Annotated in this window: 19 protein-coding genes and 1 pseudogene; 10 read left to right on the top strand and 10 right to left on the bottom strand. The window is 75.5% G+C overall.

The features are described from left to right. The first annotated feature begins 14 nt into the window (after positions 1–14). Together Q1A09_RS13225 and Q1A09_RS13220 are read left to right on the top strand one after the other, a co-directional pair. Positions 15–824 carry an alpha/beta fold hydrolase gene (locus tag Q1A09_RS13225; protein ID WP_299955632.1) on the top strand — a complete coding sequence of 270 codons (810 nt, stop codon included), beginning with the start codon at positions 15–17 and terminating at the stop codon, positions 822–824. Positions 825–961: 137 nt separating this feature from the next. Continuing rightward, entirely contained in the window at positions 962–2,563 is a 1,602-nt protein-coding gene (locus tag Q1A09_RS13220) for a methyl-accepting chemotaxis protein (RefSeq protein WP_299955631.1), read from the top strand. A 38-nt stretch (positions 2,564–2,601) separates the two neighbouring features. Here Q1A09_RS13220 and Q1A09_RS13215 read toward each other — a convergent pair whose 3' ends face one another. The 4 genes from Q1A09_RS13215 to Q1A09_RS13200 are packed head-to-tail and all read right to left on the bottom strand — an operon-like array spanning position 2,602 to position 5,869. After that, the gene (locus Q1A09_RS13215; RefSeq protein WP_299955629.1) at positions 2,602–3,411 is read right to left on the bottom strand and encodes an ABC transporter permease; all 810 of its coding nucleotides are present in this window, start codon (positions 3,409–3,411) and stop codon (positions 2,602–2,604) included. Next, positions 3,408–4,346 (bottom strand): ABC transporter ATP-binding protein, encoded by a 939-nt coding sequence (locus Q1A09_RS13210; RefSeq protein ID WP_299955628.1) that lies wholly within the window; start codon positions 4,344–4,346, stop codon positions 3,408–3,410. Before Q1A09_RS13210 ends, Q1A09_RS13215 begins: the two co-directional genes overlap by 4 nt. After that, positions 4,343–5,449: a sigma-E factor regulatory protein RseB domain-containing protein gene (locus Q1A09_RS13205; protein WP_299955626.1), complete on the bottom strand. Its 1,107-nt coding sequence runs from the start codon at positions 5,447–5,449 to the stop codon at positions 4,343–4,345. The genes Q1A09_RS13210 and Q1A09_RS13205 overlap by 4 nt, the downstream gene beginning before the upstream one ends. Before the next feature lie 45 nt (positions 5,450–5,494). Then, complete coding sequence (locus Q1A09_RS13200; protein WP_299955625.1) at positions 5,495–5,869, bottom strand: hypothetical protein; 375 nt, start codon at positions 5,867–5,869, stop codon at positions 5,495–5,497. A gap of 102 nt (positions 5,870–5,971) precedes the next feature. Here Q1A09_RS13200 and Q1A09_RS13195 point away from each other — a divergent pair, with 102 nt between their 5' ends. Continuing rightward, a complete protein-coding gene (locus Q1A09_RS13195) occupies positions 5,972–6,586 on the top strand; it encodes a hypothetical protein (RefSeq protein ID WP_299955623.1) in 615 nt (204 codons plus the stop codon). On the opposite strand, the gene metF is transcribed toward Q1A09_RS13195, so the two are convergent. Then, on the bottom strand, positions 6,579–7,481 hold the full coding sequence (gene metF, locus Q1A09_RS13190; RefSeq protein ID WP_299955621.1) for a methylenetetrahydrofolate reductase [NAD(P)H]: 903 nt from the start codon (positions 7,479–7,481) through the stop codon (positions 6,579–6,581). The genes Q1A09_RS13195 and metF overlap by 8 nt on opposite strands. A gap of 90 nt (positions 7,482–7,571) precedes the next feature. Between metF and Q1A09_RS13185 the strand changes: the two genes are divergently transcribed. The 3 genes from Q1A09_RS13185 to Q1A09_RS13175 are packed head-to-tail and all read left to right on the top strand — an operon-like array spanning position 7,572 to position 11,178. Further along, positions 7,572–8,708, top strand: coding sequence for a polyprenyl synthetase family protein (locus Q1A09_RS13185; RefSeq protein WP_299955619.1), 1,137 nt, complete (start codon positions 7,572–7,574; stop codon positions 8,706–8,708). After that, positions 8,705–10,219, top strand: a complete 1,515-nt coding sequence (gene crtI, locus Q1A09_RS13180) for a phytoene desaturase family protein (protein WP_299955617.1) — start codon at positions 8,705–8,707, stop codon at positions 10,217–10,219. The genes Q1A09_RS13185 and crtI overlap by 4 nt, the downstream gene beginning before the upstream one ends. Beyond that, positions 10,216–11,178 (top strand): phytoene/squalene synthase family protein, encoded by a 963-nt coding sequence (locus tag Q1A09_RS13175; protein ID WP_299955615.1) that lies wholly within the window; start codon positions 10,216–10,218, stop codon positions 11,176–11,178. The genes crtI and Q1A09_RS13175 overlap by 4 nt, the downstream gene beginning before the upstream one ends. On the opposite strand, the pseudogene Q1A09_RS13170 reads toward Q1A09_RS13175, so the two are convergent. The 3 genes and pseudogenes from Q1A09_RS13170 to Q1A09_RS13160 form a co-directional block, all read right to left on the bottom strand. Next, positions 11,175–11,384, bottom strand: a pseudogene (locus Q1A09_RS13170) (lycopene cyclase domain-containing protein); the annotation flags it as partial. The gene Q1A09_RS13175 and the pseudogene Q1A09_RS13170 overlap by 4 nt on opposite strands. Then, positions 11,381–11,746: a lycopene cyclase domain-containing protein gene (locus Q1A09_RS13165; RefSeq protein ID WP_299955613.1), complete on the bottom strand. Its 366-nt coding sequence runs from the start codon at positions 11,744–11,746 to the stop codon at positions 11,381–11,383. The pseudogene Q1A09_RS13170 and the gene Q1A09_RS13165, both read right to left, overlap by 4 nt. Before the next feature lie 10 nt (positions 11,747–11,756). Beyond that, a complete protein-coding gene (locus Q1A09_RS13160) occupies positions 11,757–12,080 on the bottom strand; it encodes an Rv2175c family DNA-binding protein (protein WP_299955611.1) in 324 nt (107 codons plus the stop codon). A gap of 155 nt (positions 12,081–12,235) precedes the next feature. Here Q1A09_RS13160 and Q1A09_RS13155 point away from each other — a divergent pair, with 155 nt between their 5' ends. The 4 genes from Q1A09_RS13155 (at position 12,236) to Q1A09_RS13140 (ending at position 17,959) form a co-directional block, all read left to right on the top strand. Further along, positions 12,236–13,390: an alpha-hydroxy acid oxidase gene (locus tag Q1A09_RS13155; protein WP_299955610.1), complete on the top strand. Its 1,155-nt coding sequence runs from the start codon at positions 12,236–12,238 to the stop codon at positions 13,388–13,390. 331 nt (positions 13,391–13,721) lie between these two features. Continuing rightward, positions 13,722–15,722 carry a Stk1 family PASTA domain-containing Ser/Thr kinase gene (pknB, locus tag Q1A09_RS13150; RefSeq protein WP_299955608.1) on the top strand — a complete coding sequence of 667 codons (2,001 nt, stop codon included), beginning with the start codon at positions 13,722–13,724 and terminating at the stop codon, positions 15,720–15,722. Between the two features lie 10 nt (positions 15,723–15,732). Continuing rightward, complete coding sequence (locus Q1A09_RS13145) at positions 15,733–16,647, top strand: deoxyribonuclease IV (protein ID WP_299955606.1); 915 nt, start codon at positions 15,733–15,735, stop codon at positions 16,645–16,647. 148 nt (positions 16,648–16,795) lie between these two features. After that, positions 16,796–17,959 (top strand): S8 family peptidase, encoded by a 1,164-nt coding sequence (locus Q1A09_RS13140; protein ID WP_299955604.1) that lies wholly within the window; start codon positions 16,796–16,798, stop codon positions 17,957–17,959. Positions 17,960–18,042: 83 nt separating this feature from the next. Here Q1A09_RS13140 and Q1A09_RS13135 read toward each other — a convergent pair whose 3' ends face one another. Next, positions 18,043–19,476: a GntP family permease gene (locus Q1A09_RS13135; RefSeq protein WP_299955602.1), complete on the bottom strand. Its 1,434-nt coding sequence runs from the start codon at positions 19,474–19,476 to the stop codon at positions 18,043–18,045. Positions 19,477–19,651: 175 nt separating this feature from the next. Continuing rightward, positions 19,652–20,686, bottom strand: a complete 1,035-nt coding sequence (locus tag Q1A09_RS13130; RefSeq protein WP_299955600.1) for a low specificity L-threonine aldolase — start codon at positions 20,684–20,686, stop codon at positions 19,652–19,654. Positions 20,687–20,689: the final 3 nt, after the last annotated feature.

The following is a 20,689-nucleotide window of genomic DNA, read 5'->3' as shown; positions in this document are numbered from 1 at the left end:
GGGACAGTGGGTGGGTGCTCGCCGGCCTCTCCCCCGCCCGCCGCCGTCTGGCGCTCGCCCTGCTGGCGGTCGTCGTCCTGGCCGTGGTGGCCGTCGCCGTGCCACTGCTGTCCGGCCGCGGGGACGACGCCCCCTCGGCCGCGCCCGACCAGGACGAACCCGGCCCGGTGCTGCTGGTGCCCGGGTACGGCGGCTCGACCCGCTCGCTGCAGGGCCTCGCCGACCGCCTGACCGCCGTCGGCCGCGACGCGAGCGTCGTGGCGGTGCCCGGTGAGGGCACCGGTGACCTGACCGCGTCGGCGGACGCGTTCGCCGCAGCGGTGGACGACGCGCTGGCCCGGACCGGTGCGGACAGCGTCGACGTGGTCGGCTACTCCGCCGGCGGGGTGATCGCCCGGCTGTGGGCGGCCGACGGTGGCGCCGAGCAGGCCCGCCGGGTGCTCACCCTCGGGTCGCCGCACCACGGCACCCGGGTGGCCGACCTGGCCACCTCGCTGGCGCCGTCCCAGTGCCCGGAGGGGTGCCAGCAGCTCACCACCGACAGCGACCTGCTCGCCCGGCTCAACGCCGGGGACGAGACCCCGGACGGGCCGACCTGGGTGTCGATCTGGACGACGGACGACACCACGGTGACCCCGCCGGAGTCCGCCCGACTGGACGGCGCGCTGGAGCTCCCGGTCCAGTCGGTGTGCGCCGACGCCCAGGTCGGCCACGGCCAGCTGCCTACCGACCCGCTGGTGCAGGCCATGGTGCTGGCGGAGCTGGCGGCCGGCCCGCCGGTGGAGCTCACCGCCACCGACTGCGCCCGGCTGCGACAGGGCTGAGCCGGGACGGTTGCGCCGGGCACCCACTTCGGGTGAGGCACAACCGAATGGGGCATGACCGGAAGTAGCTGGGTCATTACCGAGTGCGAGGCGCCAGGACGGCGCCGCTCGTGATCACGCAGCCACGGAGGCATCTCGTGCCCGGCACCACCACCCCGTCCCGCCCGCGCTGGGGCATCACCACCAAGATCGTCGCTGCGGTCGGCACCGCAGTGCTCGTCGCCGTCCTCGTCGGCCTGCTCGGCCTGCGCAGCCTGGGGCACACCGCGGACGCGACCACCCAGATGTACGACCAGGAGGTCATCGGCACCGCGCAGGTCGAGGCGGTGCGCTCGGACTTCTTCGCCGTCCGGCTGGCCGGCACCAACTACGCGGTGGCCACCACCGCGGCCGACCGGGCGAAGTACCTGCAGGCCCGGCAGGACGCCTACGCCGGGCTCGCCGCCGCGGCCGACAGCTACCTGGCGACCCACCCGTCGGACTCCGGCCGTGCGCTGATCGAGGCCGTGCTGGACGGCATCACCGAGTACCAGGCCGCGATGGTCGGGCTGGACGCGCTCGCCGACGCCGGCGACCTCGCCGGCTGGTCCGCCGCCCGCGAGTCGACCATCACCCCGATCGCGACCGAGATCATCGGGCAGATCAACGAACTCGCCGAGCAGCGCGCCACCAACGCCGCCGCGACGGCGGCCGCCGCGACCGAGGAGTACGAGCAGACCCGCACCGTGCTGGCGGTCGTCATCGTCCTCGGCGCGCTGGCCGCGCTGACCGCGGGCATCCTCGTCGCCCGGGCGATCAGCGGCGGCCTGCGCCGGCTGCAGGCCAGCGCGCAGGCCCTCGCCGCCGGCGACCTCACCCGGACCGCCGACGTCACCTCCCGCGACGAGGTCGGCCAGACCGCGGCCGCCCTGGACGGCGCTCTGGCCGAGCTGCGGACCGTGCTGTCCGCGGTGAGCGGATCGGCCGACGCCGTCGCCGCGAGCTCGGAGGAGCTCAGCGCCTCGGCCGCCCAGATCTCCGCCGCCGCCGAGGAGACGTCCGCCCAGTCCGGGGTCGTCGCCACCTCGGCCGGTGAGGTCTCCCGCAGCGTCGAGACCGTCGCGGCCGGCGCGGAGCAGATGGGCGCCAGCATCCGGGAGATCAGCTCGAACGCCGCCGAAGCGGCCCGCGTCGCCGCCAGTGCCGTGGCCGAGGCGCAGGCCACCACCGGGACGATCGAGGCCCTGGGCACCTCCAGCCAGGAGATCGGCGCGGTGGTCAAGACCATCACCTCCATCGCCGAGCAGACCAACCTGCTGGCGCTCAACGCCACCATCGAGGCCGCCCGGGCCGGTGAGGCGGGCAAGGGCTTCGCCGTCGTCGCCACCGAGGTCAAGGAGCTCGCGCTGGAGACCGCCCGGGCCACCGAGGACATCGCCCGCCGGGTCGAGGCGATCCAGGGCGACGCCGCCGGTGCGGTGACCGCGATCGGCCGGATCAGCGCGGTGATCGCCTCGATCAACGACTTCCAGCTCACCATCGCCAGCGCGGTGGAGGAGCAGACCGCGACCACGGCCGAGATGTCCCGGTCGGTGCAGGAGGCCGCCGGCGGGGCGGCGGAGATCGCCGGCAACATCACCGGGGTCTCGACGGCGGCGTCCTCGACCACCGGGGCGCTGGGCCAGACCCGGGCGGCGGTGGACGAGCTGGCCCGGATGGCCACCGACCTGCGCGCCGGCGTCCACCGCTTCACCTTCTGACCGTCAGGGCCGAGCCGACGACGCCTCGGCCCGCCGGCTCAGGAGGTGACGTCCTTGGTGGTGAAGTTGGCCCACGCCGCGCCGACCAGCACCACCACGTAGACCCCTTGCAGCGCCACCCCGCGGACGACGTCGCGCCACAGGATCGGGTCGCGGAACAGGTCGACGAAGGCCAGCCAGTACCGGGTGGGCAGGTAGGGCGCGAACGCCGACGCCGCGTCCAGGGTGAACAGCAGCGACGAGGCGATCAGCACCGCCAGCGCTCCCAGCGTCGCGCCCAGCGGGGAGTCGGTGAGGGTGGAGAAGAACAGCGCGAACGCGGCCACCCCGAGCATCGAGACGGTGACGTAGCCGATCGCCAGCAGCGTCCGACCGGCGATCTCCTGGCTGGTCAGCGTGGTGCCCGACAGCGCCGTCCCGCCGATCGGTGAGACGTCGAACAGCAGCTGCCCGGTCAGGTAGCCGACCGCGGCCACGACCACCACGGTGACCAGCACGAAGGCGATGACCGCGACGAGCTTGGCGACCAGCAGCCGGGTGCGTCCGGCCGGGCGGGCCAGCAGGTAGCGCAGCGTGCCGGCCTGCGCCTCCCCCGCGACCGCCTCCCCGGCGACGACGGAGACCGCGATCGGCAGGAACAGCGGCAGCACGATGGCCAGCGCCGCCAGGGGGTACAGCGTGCCGTTGGTCAGCACCGCGGAGAGGAACACCGGCCCCTCGCCCGGCCGCGGCGCCAGGTCGGTGAGGGCGAGCAGCACGGCGACGAGCACCGGCAGCCCGTTGAGCAGGCCGATCGTCACCCAGGTGCGGGGACGGCGGAACAGCTTGCGCAGCTCGACGGCGATCACCGGCGCCCCCGCTCCCCCGGCGCCTCCACCCGGTCGGCGCTGGTGCTCGCCGCGGCCAGCACCACCTCCTCCAGGGTCGGGCGTTCCAGCGCCAGGCCGGTGACCGGCACCCCGGCGGCGACCAGCGCGGCGTTGACCTCGGCCGGGTCGGCGCCACGCACCACGGCCCGGTCGCCGTCGGTGCGCAGCACCCGGCCGTCCAGGGCCGCCCGCACCCGCCCCGGGTCCGGGGTCTGCACGATCGTCGCGCCGGTGGGCGCGGTCAGGGTGGCCAGCTGGTCCTGCAGCACCAGCCGGCCGCGGTCGAGCACCCCGACCCGGGTGCACAGCTGCTCCACCTCGGCCAGCAGGTGGCTGGAGAGGAAGACCGTCGTCCCGCCGCGGTGCAGCTCCAGCAGCAGGTCACGGATCTCGTGGATGCCCTGCGGGTCCAGCCCGTTGGTCGGCTCGTCGAGCACCAGCAGCTCCGGACGGCGCAGCAGCGCAGCCCCCAGCCCCAGCCGCTGGCGCATGCCCAGCGAGTAGGCCTTGACCGGCTTGCGCCCGACGCCGGCCAGGCCGACCTGCTCCAGCACGGTGTCGATCCGGGCGGTGCGGGTGCGCCGTGACCCGCCGGGCCCGGCGGCGTCCAGCAGCGCCAGGTTCGCCCGGCCGGACAGGTGCCCGTAGTGCGCCGGGCCCTCGATCAGCGCACCGACCCTCGGCAGCACCCGGCGGGCGGCGCGGGGCATCGGCTCGCCCAGCAGCCGCACCTCGCCCCGGGTGGGCAGCACCAGGCCCAGCAGCATCCGCACGGTGGTGGTCTTGCCCGAGCCGTTCGCGCCGAGGAAGCCGTAGACGTCACCGGCCCGCACGTCCAGGTCGATGCCGTCGACCGCGCGCAGCTGCCCGTAGCGCTTGACCAGCCCGGCGGTCTGGATCACCGCCTCGCTCACCACGCCGGCACCAGCTCGGTCGCCGCGGCGGCCAGGGCGTCCAGTTCGACCGTGCCGGTGAGCAGCACCGGGCCGTCCTCGCCGTCCACCAGCATCAGGCCCAGCGGCCCGGCGGAGATGCGCACGCCCAAGTCGTCGACGACCGCGCCCGGCGCCCGGACCAGCGCGTCGCGCAGGCCGTCGGCGGCCCGTCCCGGCAGCGGGCTGACCGCGAGCAGGGTCACGCCGCGCCCGTAGAGCCCGACCGAACGCGGCGCTCCCTCGATGGTGCGGCGGTCCAGCCCGGCCAGCGCCGCCGGCAGCCGCACCCGGCGGCCGTCCTCCGCGGCGCGGACGGCGGACTGCAGCAGCTGGGCGTCCTGCCCCTCCCGCAGCTCGGCGTCGGCCGGTGGGTCGAAGGCGGTCACCTCGGCCGGCGGGGTGGTCGGCTCGAACTCCAGGAAGCTGGTGTCCAGCGCCGGCCGGTCGCCGTCGGCGCCGAAGACCTGCACCCGCAGCGGCACCCCACTGGCCTCGTCCACCCACACGTCGACCCGGCTCACCGACGACGCCGCGTCGGCCGGGCGCAGCCGCACGCCCAGCGCGTCCCGCCCGGCGACCCGCTCGGCGCCGACCCGGGTCAGCTCGGCGTCGGTGGCCTCCGACAGCAGCCGGCGGCCCAGGGCGCTGGGCAGCAGGTCCGGCGCGGTGGGCAGCGCCAGCGGGCTCGGTGCCGTCCGGGTGGCCACCGCCCGCTCCCAGGTCCAGGTCCAGGTGCCGCCCGGGTCGGCGTGCACCCCGGTCTCGCCGGTCGGTGCGACGACGTCCACCCGCCAGTCGGCCGGGCCGCGGTACCAGGCGCGCATCGTCGTCCGGTCGCTGAACAGGTCGGCTGCCGAGGTGAGCTGGTCGCCCACCGGCAGGTCGAGTCCGCCGGCGGACTGCGCGTACCCGGCGAACGGGACGTCGGCAGACGCCAGCACCGCCCGGCGCAGGTCGGCCGCGGGCGTGCCGGCGTCGGAGGCGGGCAGCGCGCCGATCACCGAGGGCAGCGCAAGGAGCACGGCGACCAGGCCCACCACCAGTGCCCAGCGGCGGGCTGCTCCGGTCCGCCGTCGAGCCACCCGGCCACGGTACGACGGCCCCGCCACCCCGGTGGTCGAGCGCGGTCAGGCCAGCGCCACGACCAGGCAGCAGGCGGCCAGCACCAGGCAGACCGGGGTCATCACCGCCCGCTCGGGCCGGCTGCGCGAGGCCGCGTTCACCAGCACGCCCAGCACGAAGTACCCGGTGAGCACCCAGACGGCCACCTCCAGCGCACGCCCGGCCGTGGGCGCCTCGACCGCAGCCCGGACCAGCACCCAGCCGAAGACGGCGTACAGCGCGATCGACACCGCGCTGCCGATCCGCAGCCGGCGCGGCAGCACGCGGTGCTGCCCGCCCCAGGCCAGCTGCCCGTACGGGCGGCCGGCAGCCAGCAGGGCCTGCAGCACGGCGAGCGCGGCCAGCACGACGACGGCCAGGATGGCGGCCCCGATGACCACGGCGGCACGGTAGCGGCCCGGCCGCCCCGGCAGCCGCGCCGACGTGCCGGTCCGTCGCGCTGGTCCTGCGGACCCGGGCCGCGGCACCTACGGTCGGACGCCATGGCCGCCCCGATCAGTGACGCCGTGGTCGTCGACGTGCTGCGCCGGGTGGACGCCGGCCTCGGCCCGCTCGTCCAGCGCCTCGGTCGCCCGCCGCGGCTCTCGCCCGCCGAGCGCGCCGACTGGTGGGCCGAGCAGGTCAGCCGGGTCGCCGCCGGGGTGTCGGCCGCACCGCGGTTCGCCGGCAAGGTCGCCGACCTGCTGCCGTTGCAGAACACCGTCGGCTCCGCCGTCCAGGCGCTGGTCGTGCTCGGGGTCGCCCGGGCGCACGGGGTCGATGAGCCGGCCGAGCGGGTGTCGCTGCTGGCCCGGGTGCTGCTGGACCGCGACCTGCCCGCCGACCGGGTGACCCCGCTGCTGGCGCGCAGCCGGGGCGTCTACCTGGACGAGGCGCTCGGCGCGGACCGCTCCGGCGCGGCCGGCGTCGCCCGCGGCATCTGGCGGGCCGCCCGCCTGCTCAGCCGGGTGGACGACGCCCTGGACGCCCGCCCGAAGGGCAAGCTGCGGCACCGCGCGCTGGCCCAGCTGCCGGTCGTCGGCGTGGTCGGTGGCTACGCCGCCGAGCGGGAGGGCCTGCGTCGCGCCGCCCAGGAGGCCGAGGAGCTGCTCAGCTGACCAGGTCGGCGCCGGCCAGGTTCGACCACACCTCACGCGTGGCGGTCGAGCGGTTCATGGTGATGAAGTGGATGCCCGGCACGCCCTCGGCCAGCAGTCGCCGGCACATCTCGGTGGCCACCTCGACCCCGTAGGCGCGCACCGCCTGCTTGTGCTCGGGGGTGTCGCCGTCCAGCTCGGCGAACCGGTCGGCCAGCTCGGTCGGGAACGCCTGCCCGGACAGCTGCACGATCCGGGAGATCTGCCGGGCGTTGGTGACCGGCATGACCCCGGCGACGACCGGGACGTCGCAGCCGCGCGCCGTCACCCGGTCGCGCAGCCGCAGGTAGTCCTCGACCCGGAAGAACATCTGGCTGATCGCGAAGTCCGCGCCGGCCCGGCACTTGGCCACGAACATGTCGGTGTCGCTGTCGAAGTCCACCGACCGCGGGTGCTTCTCCGGGAAGGCGGCGACGCCGACCGAGAAGTCGCCCATGCCCTTGATCAGCTCGACCAGCTGCGCGGCGTACTGCAGCCCCTGCGGGTGCGCCGTCCACTCGGCCTGCGGGTCGGCGCCCGGCGGGTCGCCGCGCAGCGCGAGCAGGTTGCGCACCCCGGCGTCGGCCAGCCGGCTGACCACGTGCCGGAGCTCGGCGATGCTGTGGTCGACCGCGGTCAGGTGCGCCATCGGCAGCATCGTGGTGTCGGTGGCGATCCGCTCGGTCACCGACACGGTGCCCTCGCGGGTCGACCCGCCCGCCCCGTAGGTCACCGAGACGAACGAGGGCCGTAGCTGCTCCAGCTGGCGCAGCGCCGTCCACAGCTGCCCCTCGGCCGCCGCGTCACGCGGCGGGAAGAACTCGAAGGACCAGGTGGGCTGCTCGGACTGCAACAGCTCGCGCACGGTGCCGGTCATGACAGGCGAGAGTACGGGGCCGCGGCCCCACATCGGGCTCACCTCACCCGATCGGAGTCGCACACCGCCGAGTTGGGCAATACTCGCCGTGTGACAGCAGGGACGCAGCAGCGCGACTCCTCCGCCGACGGCCTCCTCGCCCCGGTCCTCGAGGCGGCCGATCTCGGCCGTCTCCGGGGTGCGGTCGAGACGGCGTTGCGGTCCTTCCTCACCGAGCAGCGGGAGACGCTGGCCAACATGGCCGCCGAGCTCGTGCCGGTGGCCGACGAGGTGGCCGCGGTCGCCGGTGGCGGCAAGCGGCTGCGCCCGGCGTTCGCCTACTGGGGGTGGCGGGCCTTCGTCGACAGCGAGGACCCGGCCGCCGAGGCCGATGACGCCGTGCTGCGCGCCGTGGCTGCCCTGGAGCTGGTGCACAGCAGCGCCCTGGTGCACGACGACGTCATGGACGCCGCGGTGACCCGTCGCGGCCGGGCGGCCACCCACGTCGGGTTCGCCGACCGGCACGACGGCGACTCCCTGGACGGCGACCCGGCGACCTTCGGCGTGGGCGCCGCGATCCTGGTCGGTGACCTGGCACTGGTGTGGTCCGACGAGCTGCTGCGCCGCTCGGGCATCTCCGCCGGCGCGCTGGCCCGCGCCCGCCCGGTCTGGGACACCATGCGCACCGAGGTCACCGCCGGCCAGTACCTGGACCTGCTGCGCGCCGCCGGCGGGCTGCCGGGGCCGGCCGGTGCGCTGGCCGTGGCCCGCTACAAGAGCGCCGGCTACACCGTCCAGCGGCCGCTGCAGCTGGGCGCCTCGCTGGCCGCCGCCGGCCCCGAGGCGCTGGAGGTCTGCACCGCCATCGGGCTGCCGCTGGGTGAGGCCTTCCAGCTCCGGGACGACGTGCTGGGCGTGTTCGGCGATCCCGCGGTCACCGGCAAGTCCGCCGACGACGACCTGCGCGAGGGCAAGCGCACGCTGCTGGTGGCCCTCACCGAGGAGGCCACGGACGGCGACGGGCGCGCCCTGCTCGCCGGCGCCCTGGGCAACTCCGCCGCGGACGGCGACCAGTTGGACGAGGTGCGCTCGCTGATGACCCGCACCGGCGCGCTGGACCGGGTGGAGGAGCGGATCGCCGCGCAGACCCGGGCCGCCCGCCGGGCGATCGCCGACGCGCCGCTGGCCGCCGACGCCTGCCGCGCGCTGGACGCCCTCGCCGTCGCCGCCACCAGCCGCGCCGCGTGAGCCCGCTGCTGGACCGCCCACTGCGCACCGTCCCCGGGCGCACCGACCGGGTGGTCGTCGTGGGTGCCGGCCTGGCCGGGCTGTCCGCGGCGCTGCGGCTGCGCGGCGCGGGCCGGGAGGTCACCGTCGTCGACCGCTGCCCCGGGCCCGGCGGGCGGGCCGGTGTGGTCGGCCGGGCCGGCTACACCCTGGACACCGGCCCCTCGGTCTTCACCGCGCCGGAGCTGATCGAGGAGACGTTCGCCGCCGTCGGTGAGCGGATGGCCGACCGGCTGACCCTCACCCCGCTGGACACCACCTACCGGGCGCAGTTCGCCGACGGCTCGCACCTGGACGTGCACGCCGACCGGTCCGCGTTCGCCGCCGAGGTGGAGCGCCTCTGCGGGCCGGGTGAGGCCGCCGCGCTGCTCCGCTACCTCGACGACCTCGCCGAGCTGTACCGGCTGCAGCTGCGCACCTTCATCGACCGCAACCTGGACTCCCCGCTGGACCTGCTGGGCCCCGAGCTGCTCACCCTGGTCCGCCGCGGCGGCTTCCGCCGGCTCTCCAAGCACGTCGAGGCGGCGTTCACCGACGACCGGCTGCGCCGGCTGTTCAGCTTCCAGGCCCTCTACGCCGGCGTCTCGCCGTTCCGGGCGATCGCCGCCTACGCCGTCATCGCCCAGCTGGACATCGGCGCCGGCGTCTGGCACCCGCAGGGCGGGATCGGCGCCGTCCCCCGGGCGATGGCCGCGGCCGCCGCCGACGCCGGGGTGGAGTTCCGCTACGACACCGACGTCACCGAGCTCGACCTGGCCGGCGGGCGGGTCACCGGCGTCCGGCTGGCCGGCGGCGACCGGCTGCCCGCCGACGCCGTCGTCGTCACCGCCGACGCCCCGCACCTGCTGGTGCCCGGCGTGCGCGGCCCGCGCCGGCCGGTCTACTCACCGTCCTGCGTGGCGCTGCACCTGGGCGTGCGCGCCGAGCTGCCCGGGCAGGCGCACCACACGATCAGCTTCGGCCACGCCTGGCAGCAGGTGTTCGACGAGCTGACCCGGACGGGGAGGCCGATGAGCGACCCCAGCCTGCTCATCTCCATGCCGTCGGTGACCGACCGCTCGCTGGCGCCCGAGGGCGGCCAGGTGCTCAGCGTGGTCGCCCCGACGCCGAACCTGGACCCGCGCAGCGGCGGCAACGACCGGCTCGACTGGCCGGCGCTGGCCCCCCGCTACCGGGAGGAGCTGCTGACCACCCTGGAGGCCCGTGGCTGGACCGGCGTGGGCGAGGCGATCGAGGTGGAGAGCATGCTGACCCCGCTGGACTGGGCGGCGCAGGGCATGGCCGCCGGCACGCCGTTCGCGCTGGCGCACACCTTCGGGCAGACCGGCCCGTTCCGGCCGTCCACGCTGCCGCGCAGCGGCCCGGAGAACGTGGTGCTGGCCGGCTCGTCGGTGCAGCCGGGCGTCGGCGTCCCGATGGTCGTGATCAGCGGCCGGCTCGCCGCCGAGCGGATCACCGGGGTGCGGGCGTGACCGCCGTCCCGCCGCCCGGCCGGGCCGAACAGCAGGCCCGGCTGGACGCCGCCTACGCCGTCTGCCGCGGCATCGCCGCCGAGCACGGCAAGTCCTACTTCCTGGCCACCCGGCTGCTCACCCCCGACCGCCGACCGGCCGTGCACGCGCTGTACGCCGCCGCCCGGGTGGCCGACGACATCGTCGACGTCGGCGCCGACCTGCCCGGCCGCGACCCCGAGGGCGAGCTGCTGGCCTGGTCCAAGGCGGCGCTGGAGGAGGTCGAGGCCGGCTGGTCCGACGACCCGGTGCGGCTGGCGCTGGTGCACACCTACCGGCGGTACGACATCCCGCTGGAGCACCTGGTCGACTTCCTGGCCGCGATGACCAGCGACCTCGACGTCGACGGCTACGCCGACCTGGCCGCCCTGGACCGGTACATGTGGGGCTCGGCGTCGGTGATCGGCCTGCAGGTGCTCCCGGTGCTCGGCACGGCACCCGGCGTCGCCCGGGAGGAGGCCGCACCGCACGCCATCGCGCTGGGCGAGGCCTTCCAGCTGACCAACTTCCTGCGTGACGTCGCCGAGGACGTGGACCGCGGCCGGGTCTACCTGCCCGCCGACCTGATGGCCGCGCACGGGGTCACCCGCGAGCAGCTGGCGGCCAAACGGTTCGACGACCGGTTCCGCCAGCTCATGCGGGAGATGGTCGAGGTGGTCCGCCGCCGGTACGACGACGCCGCCCCCGGCACGCCGATGCTGGCCCCGGAGTCGCGGGACTGCGTCCGGGCCGCCACCGACCTGTACGGCGGCATCCTCACCGAGATCGAGCGCGCGGACTACCGGGTGCTGGACCGCCGGGTGTCGGTGTCCAAGCCGCGGCGCCTGGCGGTGTTCGCCCGCCGGTTGACCGCCGCCCAGCTGGCCAGGGTGAGCAGCACCAGGGCGAAGCCGAACAGCAGGTCCTCCACCGGGGCGTAGGCGATCCGCGGACCCCAGATGGTGTCCGGGTCGTAGGTCACCACGTCCAGCCCGGTGAGCACGCCGTTCATCAGCAGCTGGAAGGTGATGACGATGGCGTAGGCGACCCAGAACACCGGCCGGGTCACCAGCCGGGTGCGCAGCACCGCCAGGTCCACGACCAGGACGGCGACCAGCACCACCACCGCGATCTGCGAGTAGGTCATCGCCGGCCCACCTCCTCGTCCCGCAGGGCCTCCTCGGCCGGGTAGCCGGCGTCCCAGCCGGTCACCTTGCGCACCGCCTCCAGCGCCAGCACCGCGCACACCGGGACGACGAGGAAGAAGAGCACCTCCTCCACCGGGATGCCACCGGGCAGCCGGACGTCGATGGTGCGGGTGCTGCTGTAGTCCCAGTGGCCCTCGGCGATGGCGTACAGCACCCAGACCACGAAGACGACGAACTCCGGCACGACCGCCAGCAGCAGCCGGCGCCAGCGCGCGTAGACCCGCACGCCCAGCAGCAGCTCCAGCGGCGCGGTCACCACGAGGCAGCCGACCAGCAGCGCGAGGTAGGTCAGGTGCCCCATCGGCCGGCGACTACAGCGCCAGGGCCTGGGCCCGGCGGGTGACCTCGGTGTGCCGGTCGTCCCGCAGCGCCTGGACGGGGGTGCCCGGCAGCGAGTCGTCCTCGCGGAACAGCCACTCGAAGGCCTCCTCGTCGGTGAAGCGACCGTCGTAGAGGACGGTCAGCAGACCGGGGAGGTGCTTGAGGATCGCCCCCTCCTGCACGAAGTCGACCGGGATCTTGCTGTTGCCGCTGCCGGGGACCGCCATGAGCTTCCGCTCGGCGATGAGCTGACGGACCTTGTTCGTCGAGACGCCGAGCTGCTGGGCGACCTCGGCAGGGGTGAGCGTGTCCACCCCGTCAGCCTAGGTCGGCCGCCGGCCCGCCCGCCGGGGCGTGGTCCGTCAGGGCCGCGCCGTGGTCCGCCCGGGGCGGGAGCGGCGCCCGGCCACACCCCGCCGCCGATCACGGAACCCCGGCGACGGGGCGGCAGGTTCCCTAGGCTGCGGCCATGGCGCGCAGCGACGGCCCGGCGCAGGCTCCCCGGCTCAGCCAGCCGCAGCGCACGGCCGGGGAGACGGCGACCCCGGACGACCCGGGCCGCGAGCCGCCGTTCCTGGACCTCGACGCACTGGAGGCCCGGGCCCGGGAGGTGCTGCCGGGCGATGTCTTCGACTACTACGCCGGCGGCGCCGGCACCGAGACGACGCTGGCCGAGGCGCCGGCCGCCTGGCGGGCCTGGCGGCTGCGCCCGCACGTGCTGCGCGGCGTGACCGCGGTCCGGCTGGGCACCACCCTGCTGGGCACCGAGGTGGCGACCCCGATCGGCGTCGCGCCCTGGGCCCACCAGGCCCTGGCCCACCCGGACGGCGAGCTCGGCACGGCCCGGGGCGCGGCCGCGGCCGGTGCGCTGATGACCGTCTCGACGAGCGCGAACACCGCCCTGGCCGACGTCGCCGCCGCCACCCCGGCCGGGCCACGATGGTTCCAGCTGTACCGGCTGCACTCCCCCGCCCACACCGACGACCTGGCCCGCCGCGCCGGGCAGGCCGGCTACCGCGCCCTGGTGCTCACCGTCGACCTGCCGGTGCTCGGCCGCCGGCACCGCGACCTGCGGCACGACTTCGCGCTGCCCGCCGGGCTGCCGCTGGCCAACCACCCGCCGGCGGCCGGCGGCCCACCGCTGCCGGCCGCCGAGACGCCCACCTGGACGTTCGCCGACATCGGCCGGTACGCCGAGCTGTCCGGGCTGCCGGTCGTGGTGAAGGGCGTGCTGCGGGGCGACGACGCCGCGCGGTGCGTGGCCGCCGGGGCCGCCGCGGTCTGGGTGTCCACCCACGGCGGCCGGCAGGCCGACCCGGCGATCGCCAGCGCCGAGGCGCTGCCGGAGGTGGTGGCCGCGGTGGGCGACGAGGTCGAGGTCTACGCCGACGGCGGCATCCGCACCGGCTCCGACGCGCTCACCGCGCTGGCGCTGGGCGCCCGCGCGGTCTTCCTCGGCCGGCCCACCGCCTGGGGGCTGGCCACCGGTGGTGCCGACGGCGTGGCGCGGGTGATCAGCGGGCTGACCGAGGAGCTGGCGCACACCATGGCCCTGTGCGGACTGGACGACGTCGCGGCGGTCCCGCAGGACACCGTCGTCCGGGCACCGTGGCCGGGCCGCTGAGCCCCGGGCTGCCGAGCCCCGGGCCGCCGAGCCCCGAGCCGCTGAGCCCCGGGCCGCTGAGCCCCGGGCCGCTGACCTCCACGCCGTCGAGCCCCGGGCCGCTGAGCTGCCTGCCGCCGGTGCCGGGACAGCCGGGCTCCGGTCCGCTGGCCACCGGGTCGGCGCGCCGTCCGGCCACGGCCGTCCCACTGGCCACGTCCAGCACCCGGCGACCAGACCCCCAGACCCCATCCGTCCACCTGGTCACTCCCGGTCACCGGTGTCCAGACCGTGACCTCGTCGTCCGCGTCGCTGGGTCCACGAGGCCCGATCCGCTCCTAGACTCGCCCCCGTGGAGACCGTCGTGACCGACCCCGTGGTCGGCCTCGTCCTCGAGGGGCGCTACCGCCTCGAGGAGCGCCTGGCGCGCGGCGGCATGTCCACCGTCTACGCCGCGACCGACCTGCGGCTGCACCGCACCGTGGCGGTCAAGGTGATGGCCGAGCACCTGGCGCACGACCCCGCCTTCGTCGACCGGTTCACCCGTGAGGCGCGGGCCACCGCGATGCTCAGCCACGTCAACGTCGTCTCGGTCAGCGACCAGGGCAGCGACCAGGGGCTGGTCTACCTGGTGATGGAGCTGGTCCGCGGCCGCACGCTGCGCGACCTGCTGCAGGCCCGCGGCCGGCTCACCGTCGGCGAGGCGTTCGCCGTGCTGGAGCCGGTGCTGGCCGGGCTGACCGCCGCGCACCGGGCCGGCATCGCGCACCGCGACGTCAAGCCGGAGAACGTGCTGATCTCCACCGACGGCCAGGTCAAGGTGGCCGACTTCGGCCTGGCCCGCGCCGTCGCCGGCACCGGGCAGACCAGCCACACCGGCGGGGTGCTGATCGGCACCGTCGCCTACCTCTCGCCCGAGCAGCTCGAGCGCGGCCGCAGCGACGCCCGCAGCGACGTCTACGCGGCCGGCGTGATGCTCTACGAGCTGCTCACCGGCCACCCGCCCTACGCCGGGGACACCCCGCTGGCGGTGGCCTACCAGCACGTGCACCACGACGTCCCCGCACCGTCGGCCGAGGTCGCCTCGGTGCCCTGGCAGGTCGACGAGCTGGTCACCCGCACCACCCGGCGCGACCCGGCGGCCCGCCCGCTGGACGCCGGCGCCTTCCTGGCCGAGCTCACCGACGTGCGCGCCGACCTGGGCCTGGCCCGGGTGCCGGTGCCCACCGGGCGCCCGGCGGACAACCCGACCGCCACGCTGCGGCCGACCAACCGGCCCACCGCCCCGCGCCCCCGGCAGCCCAGCTCGCCGGGCCCGCGGGACGGCGACCCGCGCACCGAGGTGCTCGGCGGGATGCGCCCCGGCCGCGGCACCACCGTGCTGCCGGGCACCGGCGCCGGGGCCACCACGCACGTCGGCGGTGCCCGGCCGGCGCCGGTCCGCCCCGGGGTGCCGTCGCACATCCGCCGCCGCCGGGCACGGTTCGCCCTGGCCCTGGTGCTGCTGCTCGCGGTCACCATCGCCGCCATCGGCTGGTGGCTGGGCTCCGGGCGCTGGACCGACGTCCCCGACCTGGTCAACCAGGACCAGGACACCGCCGTCGGGATGCTGCAGGAGGCGGGGCTGGACCCGGTGTTCGGCGAGGAGCAGTTCAGCGAGGACGTGCCCGCCGGCGTGGTGATCTCCGCCGAGCCCGCCGCCGGCGCGGAGGCCATCCGCAACTCCGACGTCGAGCTCGTCGTCTCCAAGGGGCCTGAACGGTTCAGCGTCGACCCGGCGCTGGTGAACCAGCCGCTGGAGGCGGTGCAGGCGGCGCTGGAGGGCGTGCCGGTGGCGCTGCTGTCCCGCGAGGAGTTCGACTCCGACGTGCCGGCCGGCAGCGTCATCGCCTTCGAGCCCGCCGCCGGCGCCCCGCTCAAGCGCGGCGAGACCGTCACCGCGGTGGTGTCGCAGGGCCGCGCGCCGGTCGACGTCCCCAACGTGGTCGGCCAGTCCCCGGACGCCGCGCAGGACAACCTGGAGCAGCTGGGCTTCACCGTCTCCCGGGACGAGGGGCGCAGCGCCGAGGTGTCCACCGGTGCGGTCATGGCGGTCAGCCCGGGCCCGGGCGACGGCGCCCAGCCCTACGGCAGCGACGTCACCATCACCGTCTCGATCGGCGTCCCGCAGGTCACCGTGCCCGACGTCCGCGGTCAGTCCGCGGAGGAGGCGACCGCCGCGCTCGAGGCGGCCGGGCTGCAGGTGCAGAGCGAGACGTTCATCGCCGGTGACCGCGTGTTCAACCAGAGTCCCAAGGCCGGCGAGGTCGTCGACCAGGGCAGCACCGTCCGCATCCTCATCAGCTTCGGGTGACCTCCTCCTCGTGACCTCCGCCAGCACCGCTCTGCTCTCTGCCGACCCCCCAGCCACCGCACCGCCGCCCATCGGGGCGCACATCCAGATCAAGGGCGGCCTGGCCAAGGGCGGCCTGGCCTACACCGACGCCGTCGGCGCCCGCGCCGTCCAGGTGTTCGTCGGCAACCCCCGCGGCTGGAGGCCCAGCGCCGGCGACCCGGCGCAGGACGCCGCCTTCACCGCCGGCTGCGCCGAGCGCGGGGTGCCCTCGTTCATCCACACGCCGTTCCTGGTGAACGTGGGCTCGCCGAGCGAGGCGACCGTGGCGCAGTCGATCGCCACCATCGAGCACAACCTGGCCCGCGGCGCTCAGCTCGGCTGCGCCGGGGTCGTGGTGCACGCCGGGTCGGCGGTCGGCGAGGACCGCTACGAGGCGGCGCTGACCCAGCTGCACGAGCGGCTGCTGCCGGTGCTGGAGACACTCCCCGAGAGCGGGCCCCGGCTGCTGATCGAGCCGACCGCCGGTGGCGGGAAGTCGCTGGCCGCGACGGTGCAGGACCTCGGCCCCTACCTCGCGGCGCTGGAGCAGCACCCGGCGGTCGGCATCTGCTTCGACACCTGTCACGCCTGGGCCGCCGGGCACGACCTGGCCACGCCCGGCGGGATGGCGGCGACCCTGGACGCGCTGACCGCGACCGTCGGCCCGGGCCGGCTGGGCCTGGTGCACGCCAACGACTCCCTGGACGCCTGCGGCTCGACCCGGGACCGGCACACCACGATCGGCGCCGGTTCGATCGGCGCCGCCCCCTTCGCCGAGCTGCTCACCCATCCGGCCATGGCCGGGATGCCGGTCGTGGTGGAGACGCCCAGCGCGGACGACGGCCACGCCAGGGACATCGCGTTGCTGAGCGCGCTGCGCGACGGGACGACGCTGCCGGACTGACCGGCGCGACGCGCCCGGACGTCGTAACGCGCCGCACACAATCGATTGCACGCGGTTTTCTCTTCCGCCACGTGAACCGTCCGGCTTCACTCTCCGTGTCTGCGTCGCACCTCACAGTGCGACTCCCCCGGACCGAGGAGAACCGACCGTGCACATCCGAAGGACTCTGGTCACCGGCACCGTCGCCGCGCTGACCGTCGCCGGCCTCGGCGCGACCACCGGCACCGCCGCCGCCGCTCCCGCCGCCCCGCTGGACACCTACATCGTGAGCCTCGTGCCCGGCTCTCCCGCGGCCGCCATCGCCGCCCAGGCCGCCCAGCGGTTCGACGGCGAGGTCGAGCACGTCTACACCGCCGCACTCACCGGCTTCGCCGTCGAGCTCCCGACGGCCGTGGCCGGCCGGCTGGCCACCCTGCCCGGCGTCGCCGCGGTGGAGCGGGACGCCCCGGTGCAGCTGGAGGCCACCCAGACCCGCGCCACCTGGGGGCTGGACCGCACCGACCAGCGGGCGCTGCCGCTGTCGGGCTCCTACAGCTACACCGCCACCGGCGCCGGGGTCACCGCCTACGTCATCGACACCGGCATCCGGCTCTCGCACGCCGACTTCGGCGGCCGCGCGGTCTCCGGCTACGACGCCATCGACGGCGGCAGCGCCGACGACTGCAACGGCCACGGCACGCACGTCGCCGGCACCGTGGGCGGCACGACCCACGGCGTCGCGAAGGGCGCGCGCCTGGTCGCGGTCCGGGTGCTGGACTGCGCCGGCAGCGGCAGCAACGCCGGGGTCATCGCCGGCATCGACTGGGTCACCGCGCACCACACCGCCGGCGCTCCCGCGGTGGCGAACATGAGCCTGGGTGGAGGCATCAGCACCGCCGTCGATGCGGCCGTGCAGCGGTCCATCGCCGACGGCGTCACCTACGCCGTGGCCGCCGGGAACGGCGATGCCCGGGGCGTCCCGCAGGACGCCTGCGGCGGCTCGCCGTCGCGGGTGGGCGCGGCCCTGACCGTCGGCGCGACCGACCGGAACGACGCCCCGGCCTCGTTCAGCAACTACGGCAACTGCGTGGACCTGTTCGCCCCTGGCGTGGGCATCATCAGCGACTGGTACACCGGCAACACCGCGACCAACACGATCAGCGGGACGTCGATGGCCACCCCGCACGTGGCCGGTGTCGCGGCGCTGTACCTGCAGGGCAACCCCGCGGCGTCCCCGGCGACGGTGTCGGCGGCGATCACCGCGGGGACCACCAAGGACCGGGTGTCCACCACCCGGACGGCGAACAACGACCTGCTGTTCAGCGCCTACTGACCCGGCGCCTACCCACACCCCGGGGCCGGGCCGTCCGCTGCGCGGGCGACCCGGCCCCGGCATCCGGGGGTCGGGCGTACAGGTCAGACGATCAGGCTCAGCACCCAGGCGATCGCGAAGCCGACGACGCCGATCAGCGTCTCCATCACCGTCCAGGTGCGCAGGGTGGTCTTCACGTCCATCTCCAGGAACCGGCCCACCAGCCAGAAGCCCGAGTCGTTGACGTGGGAGAGCACGGTGGCACCACAGGCGATGGCGATGACGACGAGGGCGGTGTCCAGCCGGGACAGGTCACCCTCGGCCACCGCCGGCGCGATCAGGCCGGCAGTGGTCAGCAGCGCCACCGTCGCCGAGCCCTGCGCCACCCGCAGGCAGGTGGCGATCACGAAGGCGGCGACGATGACCGGCAGGCCGATGGACTCCAGGCTGTCGGCCAGCGCGGTGCCGATGCCGCTGGCCCGCAGCACGCCACCGAACATCCCACCGGCACCGGTGATCAGGATGATCGCTGCGACCGGCCCGATGGAGGAGTTGAGCAGGTCCTCGGTCTCGGACCGGGAGAAGCGCTCCCGGCTGAGCACGGCCGCCGCCACCAGCAGGGTGATCAGCAGCGCCACCGGCGTCTGGCCGAGCAACGTCACCCAGTCCAGCCAGCCGGCGTCCTCGTCGACCGCGCCGGCAGTGGCCAGGGTGTTGAAGCCGGTGTTGAGCAGGATGAGCACGAGCGGCAGGAGCAGCAGGGTGAGCACGGTGCTGAACTTCGGCGGACCGGTGCGGGTGGCGGTCGCGGTCGCCGTCCCGCCGGCCGCGGTGGCGCCGCCGCCGTCGCGCGGGCCGTCCGGGTCGTCGGCGTCGCTGTCGACCCGGGAGTCGTCGGCCTCGGACTTCCGCCCGGCCAGGGTCGAGGGGATCGAGACCGGCACGCGCCGGCCGATCCACTGGCTGAACAGGTAGCAGGAGATGAACCAGGTCGGCAGCCCGACGACGAGGCCGACGATCACCAGCAGGCCGATGTCGGCGCCCAGGATGTCGCCGGCGCCCACCGGACCGGGGTGCGGGGGCACGAAGGCGTGCATGACCGCGAACGCACCCGCCGAGGGCAGCGCGTAGATGAGCACCGACCCGCCGAACTGGCGGGCGACGCTGAAGATGATCGGCAGGAAGACGACGAAGCCGGCGTCGAAGAAGATCGGGAAGCCGAACAGCAGCGAGGCGACGCCGAGGGCCAGCGGCGCCCGCTTCTCCCCGAACCGGTTGATCATCGAGTCGGCGAGCACGGTGGCGCCGCCGGTGACCTCCAGCAGCTTGCCGATCATCGCGCCCAGGCCGACGAGCAACGCGACACTGGCCAGGGTCGAGCCGAACCCGGCGAGCAGGGTGTCGATGACGTCACCGACCGGGATCCGGGTCGCCAGCGCGGTCAGCAGGCTGACCAGCACCAGCGCCACGAACGCGTGCACCTTGAACTTCATGATCAGGACCAGCAGCACGGCGACCGCGGCCACCGCGATCAACAACAGGGGCGTGGTACCCAGGGCGGGTTCGACTTCTGGCACGGGGGACCTCTTCGTGTCGACGGCGACGCGGTCTCGCCCGCGGCCGCGGACGAGGGCCCCACTGTCTCAGTCATGATCACCCGAGCGCGAGTCGTCGCCCGTCTCGGTTCGGACTCGGGACGGGCTGCCCCGGGCCTCAGCGGCCGGCGAGGTCCCCGATCACCTGGGTGAGCACCTTCGCCGCGTGCTCCACCCCGGCCCGGTCGACGTCCAGGTGGGTGACCAGCCGGACCCGCCGGGCGCTGACCTGGCCGACCAGCACACCCTGCGCCCTGGCCGCCTCGGCCACCGCCGGGGCCGGCACGTCGTCGACGACCACCATGTTGGTCTCCACCGTCGCCGGGTCCACGCCGAGGCGCTCGGCCAGCAGCCGGGCGTGCTCGTGGTCCTCGGCCAGCCGGTCGAGGTGGTGGCCCAGGGCGTACGCCGCCGCAGCAGCGAGCACCCCGACCTGTCGCATGCCGCCGCCGAGCCGCTTGCGCCACAGCCGGGCGGCGGCGATCCGCTCGGCGCCGGCGACCAGCACCGAGCCGACCGGCGCGCCCAGCCCCTTGGACAGGCAGACCGAGGCGGTGTCGGCCAGCCGGCCGTAGGTGGACAGCGGGACGCCGCTGGCGACGGAGGCGTTGAACACCCGGGCGCCGTCCAGGTGCACGTTGACCCCGGCGGTGCGGGACCACTCGAACAGCCGCTCCAGCTCGGCCAGCGGCTGCACCAGACCGCCACCGCGGTTGTGCGTGTTCTCCACCGCGATCGCCGCCGTGGCGGTGAGGTGCCAGTCGCCGTGCGGGCGCACCTGGGCGATCAGCTGGTCGGCCGACAGCCGGCCCCCCTCGGACACCACGGTGCGCGAGGAGAGCCCGAACAGCGCCGCGGCAGCGCCCATCTCGTAGGTCAGCACGTGCGCGTCGGCGTCCCCGAGCACCTCCTGACCCGGCTCGCAGACCAGCCGCAGGCCGATCTGGTTGCCCATCGTCCCCGACGGGACGAACAGCGCGGCCTCGTGGCCGAACAGCTCGGCGACCCGCTCCTCCAGCGCGTTGACCGTCGGGTCCTCGCGGTAGACGTCGTCGCCGACGAGCGCCTCGGCCATCGCGCGGCGCATCGCCGCGGTCGGCCGGGTCAGGGTGTCCGAGCGCAGGTCGACCGACCCGCCGTTGGAGATCGTCATTCC

It is taken from the genome of uncultured Modestobacter sp. (assembly GCF_947486615.1).
GTDB lineage: Bacteria > Actinomycetota > Actinomycetes > Mycobacteriales > Geodermatophilaceae > Modestobacter.
The sequence above is the reverse complement of the archived record's forward strand: the minus strand, read 5'-3'. Positions and strand labels throughout refer to the sequence as shown.

What these genes read in the sequence shown, in the direction of transcription:
- Q1A09_RS13130 (WP_299955600.1), bottom strand. Translation starts at nt 20,686, where the DNA reads ATGACGATCTCCAACGGCGGGTCGGTCGACCTGCGCTCGGACACCCTG.
- metF (WP_299955621.1), bottom strand. Translation starts at nt 7,481, where the DNA reads ATGACCGGCACCGTGCGCGAGCTGTTGCAGTCCGAGCAGCCCACCTGG.
- Q1A09_RS13165 (WP_299955613.1), bottom strand. Translation starts at nt 11,746, where the DNA reads ATGGGGCACCTGACCTACCTCGCGCTGCTGGTCGGCTGCCTCGTGGTG.
- Q1A09_RS13155 (WP_299955610.1), top strand. Translation starts at nt 12,236, where the DNA reads ATGGCGCGCAGCGACGGCCCGGCGCAGGCTCCCCGGCTCAGCCAGCCG.
- Q1A09_RS13195 (WP_299955623.1), top strand. Translation starts at nt 5,972, where the DNA reads ATGGCCGCCCCGATCAGTGACGCCGTGGTCGTCGACGTGCTGCGCCGG.